At 61.1% G+C, this 14,908-nt stretch carries 6 protein-coding genes and 1 pseudogene; 5 read left to right on the plus strand and 2 right to left on the minus strand.

Features of this window, described 5'->3' with window-relative positions; genetic code table 11:
* Positions 1-22: 22 nt before the first annotated feature.
* Positions 23-958 (minus strand): iron-sulfur-binding ferredoxin reductase, encoded by a 936-nt coding sequence (locus RHM58_RS01330; protein WP_322269483.1) that lies wholly within the window; start codon positions 956-958, stop codon positions 23-25.
* A complete protein-coding gene (locus RHM58_RS01335; RefSeq protein ID WP_322269484.1) occupies positions 951-2,057 on the minus strand; it encodes a sensor domain-containing diguanylate cyclase in 1,107 nt (368 codons plus the stop codon). The genes RHM58_RS01330 and RHM58_RS01335 overlap by 8 nt, the downstream gene beginning before the upstream one ends.
* A gap of 448 nt (positions 2,058-2,505) precedes the next feature.
* On the opposite strand from RHM58_RS01335, the gene RHM58_RS01340 reads away from it, so the two are divergent.
* The 5 genes and pseudogenes from RHM58_RS01340 to RHM58_RS01370 all read left to right on the plus strand — a co-directional run bounded on the left by RHM58_RS01340 (position 2,506) and on the right by RHM58_RS01370 (position 14,870).
* Positions 2,506-4,029, plus strand: a complete 1,524-nt coding sequence (locus tag RHM58_RS01340; RefSeq protein WP_123508568.1) for a fumarate hydratase — start codon at positions 2,506-2,508, stop codon at positions 4,027-4,029.
* Between the two features lie 201 nt (positions 4,030-4,230).
* A pseudogene (locus RHM58_RS33900) lies at positions 4,231-8,839 on the plus strand (SpvB/TcaC N-terminal domain-containing protein).
* Positions 8,836-11,679 carry an RHS repeat-associated core domain-containing protein gene (locus tag RHM58_RS01360; protein WP_322269489.1) on the plus strand — a complete coding sequence of 948 codons (2,844 nt, stop codon included), beginning with the start codon at positions 8,836-8,838 and terminating at the stop codon, positions 11,677-11,679. The pseudogene RHM58_RS33900 and the gene RHM58_RS01360 overlap by 4 nt, the downstream one beginning before the upstream one ends.
* A 96-nt stretch (positions 11,680-11,775) precedes the next feature.
* A complete protein-coding gene (locus RHM58_RS01365) occupies positions 11,776-13,542 on the plus strand; it encodes a sensor histidine kinase (protein WP_322269491.1) in 1,767 nt (588 codons plus the stop codon).
* Positions 13,536-14,870: a sigma-54-dependent transcriptional regulator gene (locus RHM58_RS01370; RefSeq protein ID WP_322269492.1), complete on the plus strand. Its 1,335-nt coding sequence runs from the start codon at positions 13,536-13,538 to the stop codon at positions 14,868-14,870. The genes RHM58_RS01365 and RHM58_RS01370 overlap by 7 nt, the downstream gene beginning before the upstream one ends.
* Positions 14,871-14,908: the final 38 nt, after the last annotated feature.

Here is a 14,908-nt window from a genome sequence, read left to right on the forward strand (position 1 = left end):
CGCGTCGTTAAACGGTCAGCGCTCAACCACGGGGCAGGAAGACATCAGCCAGCAGTTGATTGCGCGGCAATCCCGCCAGGTACAGGCGCCGGGCAAAGGCGTCGACGCTGTCGGGGGCACCGCAGAGTAAGGCCAGGGTTTGCCTTGAAACAAGCCGCAGTTGCGCCAACGCCTGTGGCAACTCGGCCGGGGTCCAGAGCTCGACCGTGAGGTTTTCACGGCCAACGGCCATGGCTTGCAGGGGTTTGGCCAGGTAATGCTCGTTGGCGTCATGGGCCAGGTGAATGACACGGATGGCGCCCAGATGATCCTGGCGCAACGCTTCACGTAACACCCCGAACAACGGCCCCAGACCGGTGCCGGCCGCCAATAGCCAAAGCGGTCGAGTGTGCCAGTCCGGGTCGTAATGCAGGGCACCGCCGCGCAGTTCACCGAGGCGCAGCGTGTCGCCGATCTGCAACTGGCGCGCCGCGTCGCTGAATTCGCCAGGCTGACGGCAATCGAGGTGAAATTCCAGGAAGCGGTCTTCTTCCGGCAGGCTGGCCAGGGAATACGGCCGGGCCACGTTGCCGGCCCACAACACCAGGTGCTGGCCGGCGCTGTAGCGCAGCGCACGCACAGGGATCACGCGCAAACGCAACACGCTGGTGCTGAGCCAATCAACGGCGGCGACTTCAGCCGGGCGACCGTCCTGTTGCGGGTCGAAGGCGTGTACTTGCAAGTCCTCAACCACCGAACACTGACAGGCCAGGCGCCAACCTTGCTGACGTTGCTCGGCACTCAGCGCATCGGGGCGACTGTCGCTGGGCGTGCCTTGTACACATTGCACCAGGCACGCATGGCAACTGCCGGCGCGGCAACTGTAAGGCACCGATACACCCTTTTGAATCAAGGCATCCAGCAGGTTGCTGCCCGCCGCCACCGACCACTGGCGTTCGCCGACTCGTAACTCAGGCATCGATGTTCTCCCACGCCGCCGCGCAACGATTACGACCGTCGCGTTTAGCGCGATATAGCGCCTGGTCGGCACGTTGCAGGGCATCGTCGAGGTCATCGCCCAGCTCCAGCAGGGTCATGCCGGCGGACAAGCTGAGGTTGCGCACATTCAGGCCGAACAACTCGACATCGGTAAAGGCAATGCGCAGCCGTTCGCAACAGGAGGTCAGGCGCTCGGCATCACAGTCGGGCAGCAACACCACGAATTCTTCGCCGCCGTAACGGGCCAGCACATCACCATCACGCAGGCAGGCCGTGGCCACCCCGGCGAAGGCTTGCAACACCTGATCGCCAGCGGCGTGGCCATGCACATCGTTGATGCGTTTGAAGTGGTCGAGGTCGATCAGCGCCAAGCCGTGGATCACGCTCGCGTCCATGGCGTTGAGCTCGCGGGAGGCCAGGCGCAGGAAGTGGCGGCGGTTGAACAGCCCGGTGAGTTCGTCGGTGGCCACCAGGTCTTCGAGCTGGCGCATCATCCCGCGCAGAGTGTCTTGATGCGCCTGCAAGGCGAAGCGCCGTTGGCGCATGAGTTGACGCGAGGCCTGGACGTAACGGGCGTAAAGCACCAGCCACACCAGCACGATAAACAGCACGCACACCTGCAACAGCGCCAATGCCGGGTCGGGCAACTGGAAGTGGTAACCGTCCCACAAGGTGATGGCGCTGAAACTGAAGAACACCAGCAACGCACACCGCACAAAGGCACGGCGCGACAGGTGGAACAGGCCGAACAGCAGAATCAGAACGTAGAACACCAGAAACGCGCCGCGGGCCCCGTCCAGGTGAAAGATCAGCCAGGTTTGCCAGCCCAGGCCGAGCAATACCTGCACTTCGGTCAGGCTCGGGTCGCTAAAGCGCAGGTTGCAACCGCTGTAAAACACTGCGAACAACGCCGCCTGACTGATCACCACCAACGCACTGCCAACGGCGACGCCGGCCAGTGGCTCATCGTAGTGCCCGGTGAAAAACGCCAGCCACAGCAGCAGCAATGCCAGGGCATAGGTGCCGGCCGCGAGGGCAAAACGTTTGAGCAACAGGCGCTGGATGGCGTTATGGGTCAATCGTTGACTCACCAAAGGAAAAGAGGCTGAAAGAGTGTCCTACTCAGGCCGATTGCCACTTTAGTGGCGTGACCGATAAATAACCATTCAATTTTGGGAGCGGAAAACTGGCGTCAAAAGCATGGCCCGTTTGACTCGTATTTATGGGCATGACCGCTTCTGTGGCGAGGGAGCTTGCTCCCGCTGGGCTGCGAAGCGGCCCCAAAATAAGGACTGCTGCGCAGTTCAACGGGAGCAAGCTCCCTCGCCACAGCAAGCTCCCTCGCCACAGGTCATCTCCTACCAAAAGCCAATGTGTGCCGACCCGCGAGCCGAGTTATACTGCCGCGCCTTTTTAGCGTCGCGCCAGCAGCCCCGGCGTGCCTTGTAAAGGTGCTTGCAACCGACCGATGCACCCAAGCTGCAAGCACCTTATTGAATGTTCCCGTCTTTTAGAGGAGCGCGACTCATGACCGTGATCAAGCAAGACGACCTGATTCAGAGCGTTGCCGACGCCCTGCAGTTCATTTCCTATTACCATCCCGTTGACTTCATCCAGGCGATGCACGAAGCCTACCTGCGCGAAGAATCGCCAGCGGCCCGTGACTCCATGGCGCAAATCCTGATCAACTCGCGCATGTGCGCCACCGGCCACCGCCCGATCTGCCAGGACACCGGCATCGTGACGGTATTTGTCCGCGTGGGCATGGACGTGCGTTGGGATGGCGCCACCATGAGCCTGGACGACATGATCAACCAAGGCGTGCGCCAGGCTTACAACCTGCCGGAAAACGTCCTGCGTGCCTCGATCCTCGCCGACCCGGCGGGCGCTCGCAGAAACACCAAGGACAACACCCCGGCCGTTATCCACTACTCCATCGTTCCGGGTAACACCGTGGAAGTGGACGTGGCGGCCAAGGGCGGCGGCTCCGAGAACAAGTCGAAGATGGCCATGCTCAACCCGTCCGACTCGATCGTCGACTGGGTATTGAAAACTGTGCCAACCATGGGCGCCGGCTGGTGCCCACCTGGCATGCTCGGCATCGGCATCGGCGGCACCGCCGAGAAAGCTGCGGTGATGGCCAAGGAAGTGTTGATGGAATCCATCGACATCCACGAGCTGAAAAAGCGCGGCCCGTCCAACCGTATCGAAGAGATGCGTCTGGAGCTGTTCGAGAAGGTCAACCAACTGGGCATCGGCGCACAGGGCCTGGGTGGCCTGACCACCGTGCTCGATGTGAAGATCATGGATTACCCGACCCACGCCGCTTCGTTGCCGGTGTGCATGATCCCGAACTGCGCCGCCACTCGTCACGCGCACTTCGTGCTCGACGGTTCCGGCCCGGCCTCGCTCGAAGCACCACCGCTGGACGCCTACCCGGAAATCGTCTGGGAAGCCGGCCCATCGGCTCGCCGCGTCAACCTCGACACCCTGACGCCTGAAGACGTGCAGAGCTGGAAGCCGGGCGAAACCGTCCTGCTCAACGGCAAGATGCTCACCGGTCGCGACGCTGCGCACAAGCGCATGGTCGAGATGCTGAACAAGGGTGAAACCCTGCCGGTCGACCTCAAGGGTCGCTTCATCTACTACGTCGGCCCGGTTGATCCGGTGCGCGAAGAAGTGGTTGGCCCTGCCGGTCCGACGACTGCTACGCGGATGGACAAGTTCACCCGTCAAATCCTTGAGCAAACCGGCCTGTTGGGCATGATCGGCAAATCCGAGCGCGGCCCTACCGCGATCGAAGCGATCAAGGACCACAAAGCCGTTTACCTGATGGCGGTCGGTGGCGCGGCTTACCTGGTGGCGCAAGCGATCAAGAAATCCCGCGTCGTGGCGTTCGCCGAACTGGGGATGGAAGCCATCTACGAGTTCGACGTGAAGGACATGCCGGTCACCGTTGCGGTCGATAGCAAGGGCGAGTCGGTACACATCACCGGTCCTGCCATCTGGCAGAAAAAGATCAGTGAAAGCCTGGCGGTGGAAGTGCAGTAAGTACTTTTTGCCAGTCAAAAACCGGTCTATCCGTAACGATAGACCGGTTTTTTTCCCTGAAAAAAGGCGATTAAAAGAGCGACAGGGTCAGCGAATCGTTCTAAGACTTCCCCTTCAGCCTGTCAGATCTGACAGGTCACAGCCTTCGTACTACCTGATAAGTTGCAAGTCATCGTTGCATCCTTCACGGCGGATATGCAGATGGCCACGGAACAGCAAGGCACCCTCGACATCAACGCCCCCGCCCTTCCCAAGGGTGGCGGTGCCATCCAGAGCATCGGCAAGGGCCAGGGCGCGGTGGGCACCAACGGTGCGGCATCGCTGGAATTGCCGCTGCCCATCAGCAAGGCGCCCAATCGCGACCTGGTGCCGGCGCTGGGTCTGGGCTACAGCAGCGATGTGGGCAACAGCCCCTTTGGCATCGGTTGGCGGCTGACCACTAACGCCATCACCTTGCGCACCGCCCAAGGCGTGCCGACCTATGACCGCAGCAACCAGATCGTGGGGCCCAGCGGTGACGTGTGGATGCCCGAGAAGGGTGATGACGGACGGATCATCTCCAGGACGGTCTCGGCGTACAACGGCAAAAACGTTGGCAGTCATCAGGTCGTGCGCTATTGGCCACGGGTCGAAGGCGCCTTCGACTTGATCGAGCACTGGAGCAATGCCGCCGATTCGTCGGGGTTCTGGCTGATCCACGGCGCCGACGGCAGCCTGCACTGCTACGGCAAAACCGAGGCTTCGCGCCGGACCGATGCCAAGGACAAGACGCATGTCGGCGTCTGGCTGATCGACGAAAGCCTTACTCTTCGTGGCGAGCACGTGGTTTACGAATACCTGGCCGAAGTCGACGAGCCGGCCGCCCCGCAATTTCGTGACTATCGCGCCCAGCGTTACCTGCATCGGGTGCTTTATGGCAATGCCGTGGCATCCGCCGACCTGTACGCCTGGGACGCCAATGGCTGGAAGGCTGTGCAATGGCATTTCCACCTGCTGTTCGATTACGGCGAACGCAGCGACGACCTGAGCCAAAAACCGGTCTACGGCCCGCCCTATTCACAGCCCGATGATGAGTACAACGACTGGTCCGTGCGCAGCGATCCGTTCTGGAACTATGCCTACGGCTTCGAACTGGGTACCCGGCGCCTGTGCCGGCAGGTGCTGATGTTTCATCATTTCCCCGTCGAGTTGGAGCCCGCCCCGGTGCTGGTCCAGCGCCTGCTACTGGAACATCGCCCCAGCCCTCTGGGCTACAACCACCTGACGGCGGCGCATATCCAGGCGTATGACAGTCGCGGTCAGATGGAAAGCCGCCCGCCGATGGAGTTTATGTACAACGCCTTCGAACTCGACCCAGGGCGCCAGGGTTATGTCGAGTTCCCGGCCATGCCTGGTCTCAATGACGGCCAGCCCTACCAACTGGTGGACTTGTACGGCGAAGGTTTGCCTGGCGTGTTGTTTCGCAGTGACAAGGCCTGGTACTACCGCGAGCCCGAACGGGGCGAAAACGGCCCCGATGATGTGCGTTACGGTGACTGGCATCTATTGCCGCATATTCCCGTTGCCGACAGCCGCAAACCGCTGCGTCAGTCCTTGAGCGACCTGACCGGTGACGGCAAGCTCGACTGGGTGATTGCTCAACCGGGGCTCAGCGGTTTTTCACCCTCAACCCGGATCGCACCTGGTCGAATTTCGTGGCGTATGACGCCTTCCCCAGCGAATTCTTCCACCCTTCGGCGCAGCTGGCCGACCTGGTGGGCAAAGGCCTGACGGACCTGGCACTGATCGGCACCCGCAGCGTGCGGCTGTACGCCAGCCGTCGCGAAACCGGTTTCGCCCACGGCAACGATGTGCCCCACGATGACGACGCCCTGCCCTTGCTGAGCAACAGTCAGACTGAACTGGTGGCCTTCAGCGATGTGCTCGGAAGCGGCCAGCAACATTTGATTCGCATCCGTCACAACGAAGTCAAATGCTGGCCAAACCTGGGCCGCGGGCGATTCGGCAAAGGTTTTGTGCTCTGTGCGCTGCCCTTTGATTACGCCACGTTCAACGCGGCGCAGGTGCGCCTGGCCGACCTCGACGGTTCCGGCGCGACGGACTTGATTTACCTTGAGTCCGACCGCTTTCGGGTGTTCATGAACCGCGCCGGCAATGGTTATGACCCGACTTCCACCGACCTGCCCTGGCCCGAAGGGGTACGTTATGACCGGTTCAGCCAGGTGAGCACCGCGGACCTGCAAGGGCTGGGTTGTTCCAGCCTGATCCTGACGGTGCCGCACATGTCACCGAGGCACTGGCGCTACGATTTTGTGCAGGCCAAGCCTTATCTGGTGAACGCCACGAATAACAATATGGGCGCGGCCACCGGCGTGACCTATCGCAGTTCGGCCCAGGAATGGCTGGATGAGAAAGTGCAGTTGATTGCTGCCGGGAAAGACCCGGTGTCCGACCTTCCCTTTGCCATGCACCTGGTCAAGCAACAAACCCAACTCGATGAAATCACCGGTAACTGCCTGACTCAGGGCTTCAGCTATCGCCAGGGGTTTTACGACCGCTACGAACGGGAGTTCCGCGGCTTTGGCCTGTTGCTGCAAACCGACACCGAAGCGACGGCCGCCGAACGCACGAGCCTGGGCTTCACCGCGCCGATCCTCAGTAAAACCTGGTTTCATACCGGTAAAGCCGTGGACCTGCGCTACGACGGTTATTACAACCGCGATCCCTTGGCGGTGCCCCTGGGCAACACCCTGCTGCAGGAATACCACCTCAATGATGCGGCAGGCCGTTCGCTGGTTCCCGACGAGGGCCTGGCCCGAGAGATGGCCCGCACCCTCAGCGGTTCGGTACTGCGCACAGAAGTGTTTGCCGCCGATGATGACCCCGCCAGTGCCGTGCCCTACGCCGTACAGGAAAGCCGTTTCCTGGTGCGCGAACTCCGGCCCAAGGGCGAGCATCAGCCCTACGCGGTGCTGCAACCGCTGGCACTGGAAAGCATCGCCTATCAATACGAACCGCAAGTCGCCGACGATCCGCTGTGCCAACACACGGTGAATCTGGAGTGGGACAAGTTCGGCGGCCTGATCCATGGTTTTACCGTGCACTACGCACGGCGCAACACCGTCGATGACCCTCCCCTTTTATCGTGTGCGAAGCGGGTGACGATCGCGACGAGTGCTATGAAAACACCTGGTGGACTGACGCCCATGATCCCGCCCAGCAAGACTGGTACCTGACCGAGGCACGCGCCGAGTACATCCACCTCGATGATGCACAAGCCTGGCGTCTGCGATTGCCGTATCGCCAGCGTGGCAATGCATTGGTGCTGGCCAAAAACAAACTGCGCCCGCAAGACATCAACCATGAAAACTTTCTGACATGGGCCGAGTACGACGGTGACTGGGCCAAGGCATCGGTATTGATGGGGATGTCTCAACAACACTACCAGGATCCCGCCACCGGCCAAGTGTTGCCACCGGGCATAACGACCTTCCAGGCCTTGCCCGATTATCTGGAAGCAGCCGAACTCGATGCCACAGCCCTGAGCGCCTACGACAAACTCAAGGACGCTGGCGGCAACATGCCGTTCAACCTGAAGGAAAAGCTCGAATCCAAAGAAGTGGGTTATCACATCATGGTGCCGTTCCTGCCCGATGCCAAAGCAGGCGAACCCGCCGATCCCACAGACGCCAAAAACTATTTATGGTCAGTGTGGCGCGGCTTCCCCGTCTACCACGGGCTGGACAAGTTTTTTAACGTCAAGGAATTCCGCCAGACCCAAAGTCACGGCATCACCCAGGTCAGTTACGACGAGCCTTACTGGTGCCTGGCCACGGCGGTGACGTTACCGGATGGCTGCGCCACTCGCACGCTGAACACTGATTACCGCTCCTTCTTGCCGGCGGCCATCGAAGACCCGAACCAGAACATTCAGGAGGCTTGCTATAACGCCTTTGGCGAGGTGCTGGTGACGAGTTTTCACGGGACAGAACTGGGTGAAGAGGTGGGCTTCAAAAAACTCGCAGGTTATGTCCCTCCGCCGGACCGTCACCCCCAGGACGCTATCGACGCGCCAAAAACCGTCCTCGGCGATTACGCCACGGCCAGCTTCAGCGACCCGTTCAGCTGGATGGGCCGCGTTTCAAAAGCGGCAACAACGCCCTGGCTGATCTGGGCCCGCGCCGAAGGTTACGCACTGCCCACCGGCCATATCTGCACCCGCGCCCGGTTACACCTTGAAGGTCTGGAAAACCCGTCTGCCGACGAGACGCTGCTCAAGCAGTACGTCGACGAAGCCCGACGCGAACCGGTCCACATCGCCGCCTTGCAAGCCGACCGTTACCCTGGCGATGATGCGTTGCAAATCCGCGTGAGCGTGGCGTGCTGGGACGGCTTTGGCCGAGCCTTGCAAACCAAGCAGGAAGTCGAACCGGGCAAGGCCTGGGTGGTCGACGAAAAAGGCGACCTGGCGCTCAACCCCGACGGTACGCCAAAGGAAGCCGAGGCCGTTCGGCGCTGGCGGGTCAGCGAGCCGGTGGAGTACAACAACAAAGGCGAAAAGGTGCGGGTCTACCGGCCGTTTTTCGCTGATCAGTACCGTCATATCAACACACAAGCACTGCGCAAAACCGGCTATCACGACCAACAGTTCTACGACCCCGCCGGCCGGCCGACCCGTACCTTGCTGGCGAAAAAACCACTGCGCCAAGAGGTGTGGTACCGCACCTGGTACACCATCGCTTTCGATGAAAACGATACCTATGAACAAGCCATGGCCGAAATGCAGGCCACGCAAACGGTGACGCCATGAACACCCGCCTCGATCGACACACTCCGAACCTGGCGGTGATCGACAGCCGGGGGCAGCCACTGCGCCAAGTCGCGTATTGGCGTCGCGACAGCAGTGTCGTTGCCGTCGCACGGGTCACGCGCTCGGAATACGACGCGGCCGGTCGCTTGGTGAAACAGCGTGATCCACGCTTTCTGGCACCCGCCCTGCGGGCCAACCTGCAGACGGTTTACAGCCTGTCCGGGGCAGCCTTGAGCAGTGACAGTGTGGACGCCGGCTGGCGCCTGAGTTTGCCCGCAGAGGCGCAGCAAACGCTGGAAAGCTGGGACGGGCGAGGCAGTTATCGGCGCAGCGAGTACGACCTGCACCTGCGCCCGGTCGCGCTGTATGAAACGATGGCCGGGCAACCGGCACACACCGTAGAACGCCTGACCTACGCCACCAACGCCACCGAGTTTGCCGCGCGCAATCAGTGCGGCCAGTTGCTGCGCCATGACGACCCCGCCGGCACGCTGCTGTTCAATCAACAGGCCCTGACCGGTCAAGTCATCAGCCAGACCCGACGCTTTCTGCCGGATGAACAAGCCGCTGATTGGCCGCTGGACATCGCCGCACGGGATACCCTGCTCGAATCCGACAAACGCTATACCACCCTTCAGCGCTACAGCCCCGCGGGTGAATTGATTGAACAGACGGATGCCGCCGACCATCAACATCACTGGACCCTGGACCGTGCCGGCCAACTCAAGAGCATTGCATTGACCCTCAAGGGCAAGGCGCCCGAGCCACTGCTGACGGCCACGGACTACAACGCCGAAGGACAATTACTCAGCCAGACCGCCGGCAACGCGGTGGTCACCACGGCGACTTTTGAGGCCAGCACCGGCAGGCTGCTACGCCTCAGTGCTGCGTCCCCGAGTAAAGGCACATTGCAAAACCTGAGTTACGAATACGACCACGTGGGCAACATTACCCATCAGATGGACCACCTCAAGCCCTTGGGCTTTTTCGCCAATCAGCGGGTGGAACCAGAAACCACCTACACCTACGACAGCCTCTATCAACTCTCCACCGCCAAGGGACGTGAAGCCGTCGGGGCAAGCATCCGGCCCGGTTTACCGGACCTGATCAGCCCCATCGACCCAAGCCTGTTGCTCAATTACACCCAGGAATATGAATACGACGACGGCGGTAATTTCACCGTGCTGCGGCACATCCGCCCTGGCAACAACTACACCCGCACGATGCGCGTGGCGCAGGGCAGCAACCGCGCCTTGCCGTGGGAGGAAGGTGCACCGGCGCCAGACTTCGAGCAGCAATTCGACCCTAACGGCAACCTGAAAACCCTGGTGCCCGGCGCACAACCGATGCAGTGGGACGGGCGCAATCAGTTGCAAAAACTGACGACGGTCAACCGTGACAACGGCGCCAATGATGACGAGTACTACCGCTACGACAGCAGCGGTGCGCGGGTGCGCAAAGTCAGCTCGGCCCAAGCCAAAACCGTGGTTCATCAGCGGGAAGTGCGCTATCTGCCGGGACTGGAAATCCGCACCCTGGACAGCGGCGAAGAACTGCAAGTGATCAGTGTGGCGCTGGGCCGTGGCAGCGTGCGTTGCCTGCACTGGGTCGCTGGCAAACCTGCTGAAATCGAGGCTGATCAATTGCGCTACAGCATCGATGATCACTTGGGCTCCAGCAGCCTGGAACTGGACAAAACCGCCGCCGTCATCAGCCACGAAGGGTATTACCCCTATGGCGGCACAGCGTGGTGGGCGGCGCGCTCGCAGATTGAGGCGGACTACAAGACCATTCGGTATTCAGGTAAGGAGCAGGACGCAAGCGGGTTGCTGTATTACGGGTTGCGGTATCTGGCGCCGTGGTTGGGGCGGTGGGTGAATCCGGATCCGTTGGGGGTTGTGGATGGGTTGAATGTGTTTCGGATGGTGCGGAATAACCCGATTAGCCTAGTGGATGACACAGGAGGAAGTCCATCGGACCCTGCTGTCAGTATTGAAATGAACGACTTGGCAGCTGAGCCGGTTTTCTTTGGCCCTAATCTTCCAGAAAACCCGCAAGACAATCCTCCCCCGATGCCTGACTCATGGACTGTCTGGGGCCGTCAGTTGCGTGATAAAGATTATTGGAAGCAAAAAACGGAAAAAATGGGATTAACGATAGCCAACTCCTGGCTGGCAAAACTCGTGTTCCCTGAAGGCGGTACAGGTTCTTTGACCCCGTGGATCATTTCGACCGCCGGGACATACGGGGCGCAGGCCCTGACAAACGTTCTTCATCCTAATCCAGCATGGTCGATTTGGAGCATGTGGCCCGGAGTTCCCGACCCTGTTGGTCCGGACGATCCCGGGTATCCGGAGTATCAAGAGCAGATATTCGAAGTAACCCAGCACCATAATATGGTGCATTCCAACTATGTACTTGTGGCAAGTGCGACAGGAGCCAGCCTAGGGCCCCTTCATACCCTAATTAACAAGCGAGTTGATGAATTCAGGGACGGCGTAATTAAAGCCAGTAAGGCTGCGACAAAGGCTCAGGGAGCCGCGCGTATGGGCAGAATCGAGCAGGAAATGTTTACGCTTAAATTGAATCAAACAGTGACTGAGGAAGCACAAAACCTGCTCATTAGTGAGTTACTCCTGGCCGAAAAAGAGCTAGGGAGTTCTTCGCCCCAAACAGTTAATTTATTGGAAAGGCTTCGTGCGATGGGGCCTCTCAAGGGATATGAAAAGGATTACATTCCGGATGACTTCGGAAGACGCTCCGACCAGGGTGCTCATCGTCTTGGGGGCACCCCTGGCTCCAGCCGTCTTGTCAGGGAATATGGAGGAACGAGACTCTAGCTATTCGCGCCATCAGATGTTCTGCCATGCACCATCTCCCCCGGCGGGCCCACCATGCTATGGTGCCCGCCCGACTTCCCACCTATTTGCGCCAGCATGCTGCCGACTTCCCGTACCCTGCGTTTGTCGTTGTATACCCTGTTGATCCTCGCCGGCGCAGCCCTCGCTGCGGGGCTGGCGATGCGTCACGCCGAACGTCAGGCCCTGGAAGAAGACGCCGCCCGCGCCAACCAGCAACTGGCGCTGTACGCCAATTCCCTGCACACCCTGATCGACCGCTACCGCGCCCTGCCCGCCGTGCTGGCACTGGACCCGGAATTGCGTTCGGCCCTCGATGGCCCGGTGAGTCCTGAACAACAGGACCTGCTGAACCGCAAACTGGAAAAGATCAACGGCGCCGCGCAGTCCTCGACCCTGGAATTGCTCGATCACACCGGCCTGGCCGTGGCCGCCAGCAACTGGCGCTTGCCCAGCAGTTACGTCGGCCACAACTACGGCTTTCGCCCCTACTTCAGCCAGACTCGAACTCAAGGCACCGGGCGCTTTTATGCGGTGGGCGTGACCAGCGGCATTCCCGGTTACTTCCTGTCCAGCGCGGTGACCCGGGACAACGGAGAGTTCCTCGGCGCCATGGTGGTGAAACTCGAGTTTCCCGAACTTGAGCGTGAATGGAGCCAAGGCACAGACACGCTGCTGGTCAGCGATGCCCGCGGGATTATCTTCATCGCCAACCAGCCGGGCTGGCGCTATCGCCAGTTGAAACCGCTGAGCGACAGCGATCACGCCGAACTCAAGAACACGCGCCAATACGACAAGCAACCGCTGTCGCCGCTGGCCTATCAATCGAAACGGCGCTTTGACGACAACAGCGACCTGGCGCAAATCGAGGGCCCCGACGGCACGGCGGATTACCTGTGGGAATCCCTGCCGCTGCCCGCCGAAGGCTGGACCTTGCACCTGTTGCGCCGCCCGCAAGTCGCTTTCGAAGACAGCCGCAATGCTGGCCTCGCTGCCGCCGGGTTATGGCTGGCGGTGGTGTTTCTGTTGCTGTTCCTCTACCAGCGCTGGCGCTTGGCGAAAATGCGTCAGCGCAGCCGCGAAGAACTCGAACAATTGGTGGAAGAACGCACCCGCGACCTGCGCACCGCCCAGGACGGTCTGGTGCAATCGGCCAAACTGGCGGCGCTGGGGCAGATGTCCGCGGCGCTGGCCCACGAAATCAACCAGCCGCTGACCGCCCAGCGCATGCAGCTTGCTACTCTGAGGCTGCTGCTCGATCACGGCCGGGTCGATGACGCCTACAAGGCGCTGAAACCGGTGGACGACATGCTCACCCGCATGGCCGCGCTGACCGGTCACCTGAAAACCTTCGCCCGCAAAAGCCCCAGCGGCCTGCGCGAACGGCTGGACCTGGCGGCGGTGGTCGATCAATCCTTGCAGTTGCTCGATGCGCGCCTGCGCGACGAAAACGTCAGCACCGTGCTGCACCTGACGCGCCCGGCCTGGGTCCGTGGTGATGCGATTCGCCTGGAACAAGTGCTGATCAATCTGCTGCGCAACGCCCTCGACGCGGTGCAGGACAAACCCTGCAAACGCCTGGAAATCCGCCTCGAAGCCGATGAGCAACTGTGGCGCCTGAGCGTTTCCGACAACGGTGGCGGCATTGCCGAAGAACACCTGCCGAACGTCTTCGATCCATTCTTCACCACCAAACCGGTGGGCGATGGCTTGGGCCTGGGGCTGGCGGTCTCGTTTGCCATTGCGCACGAATCCGGTGGGCGCCTGTCGGCCGACAACCACGACAATGGCGCGGTGTTCACCCTGACCTTGCCGATCGATCTGGAGGTGCCCCTCTCATGCTGAATTCGGTGATCGTGGTCGACGACGAAAGCAGCATTCGCAGCGCCGTAGAACAGTGGCTGAGCCTGTCGGGATTCGAGGTGCAGCTGTTCAGCCGTGCCGATGAATGCCTGGCAAAGTTGCCGGCCCACTTCCCCGGCGTCATCCTCAGCGACGTGCGCATGCCCGGCATGACCGGCCTGGAACTGCTGGCCGAAGTGCAGCGGCGTGATGCCGACTTGCCGGTGATTTTGTTGACCGGCCACGGCGATGTGCCGATGGCGGTCGAAGCGATGCGCGACGGCGCGTACGACTTCCTCGAAAAACCGTTCAGCCCGGAAACCTTGCTCGGCAGCCTTCGCCGGGCCCTGGAAAAGCGCCGATTGGTCCTGGAAAACCGCGCCCTGCATGTACAGGCCGATAACCGCGCCAAACTCGACGCCACGTTGCTCGGCGTGTCCCGTGGTTTGCAAACGCTGCGCCGACAGGTGCTGGACCTGGCGACGTTGCCGGTCAACGTGTTGATCCGTGGCGAAACCGGCAGCGGCAAAGAGTTGGTCGCCCGCTGCCTGCATGATTTCGGTCCGCGTGCTGACAAGCCGTTCGTGGCCCTGAACTGCGCGGCGATTCCCGAGCAGTTGTTTGAGGCCGAGCTGTTCGGTCACGAAAGTGGCGCGTTCACCGGCGCCTCGGGCAAGCGCATCGGCAAGCTCGAATACGCCGACGGCGGCACGCTGTTTCTCGATGAAATAGAAAGCATGCCGCTGGCTCAGCAGGTCAAGTTGTTGCGGGTGTTGCAGGAGCAGAAGCTTGAGCGACTGGGGTCGAACCAGAGCATTCGCGTGGACTTGCGGATCATCGCCGCGACCAAACCCGACCTGCTGGACGAAGCCCGCGCCGGGCGTTTTCGAGAGGACCTGGCCTACCGTTTGAACGTCGCCGAGTTGCGCCTGCCGCCGTTGCGCGAGCGCCGCGAAGACATTCCATTGCTGTTCGAAACCTTTGCCCAGAATGCCGCCGAACGTCTGGGGCGGACCTTCCCACCGTTGAGCGGCCCGCAACTGAGTCATTTGCTGAGCCACGACTGGCCGGGCAATGTGCGGGAACTGGCGAACGTGGCCGAGCGCCAGGTATTGGGCCTCGGTGAGCCAGAACCGGCGGGCATCGACCCTGGCCAGTCGCTGGCGGCGCAACAGGAAGCGTTTGAAGCGCATTGCTTGCGCGCGGCGCTGACCCGGCACAAGGGTGATGTGAAAGCGGTGCTTGAAGAGCTGCAACTGCCGCGTCGCACGTTTAATGAAAAGTTACAGCGGCATGGGTTGAGTCGGGAGATGTTCCTGCACGACAGCTGATTTTTGTAGTGACGGCACTTGCCCGCGAAGAGGCCGGT

Origin of the sequence: Pseudomonas sp. 10S4, from assembly GCF_034344865.1 — a bacterium.
GTDB lineage: Bacteria > Pseudomonadota > Gammaproteobacteria > Pseudomonadales > Pseudomonadaceae > Aquipseudomonas.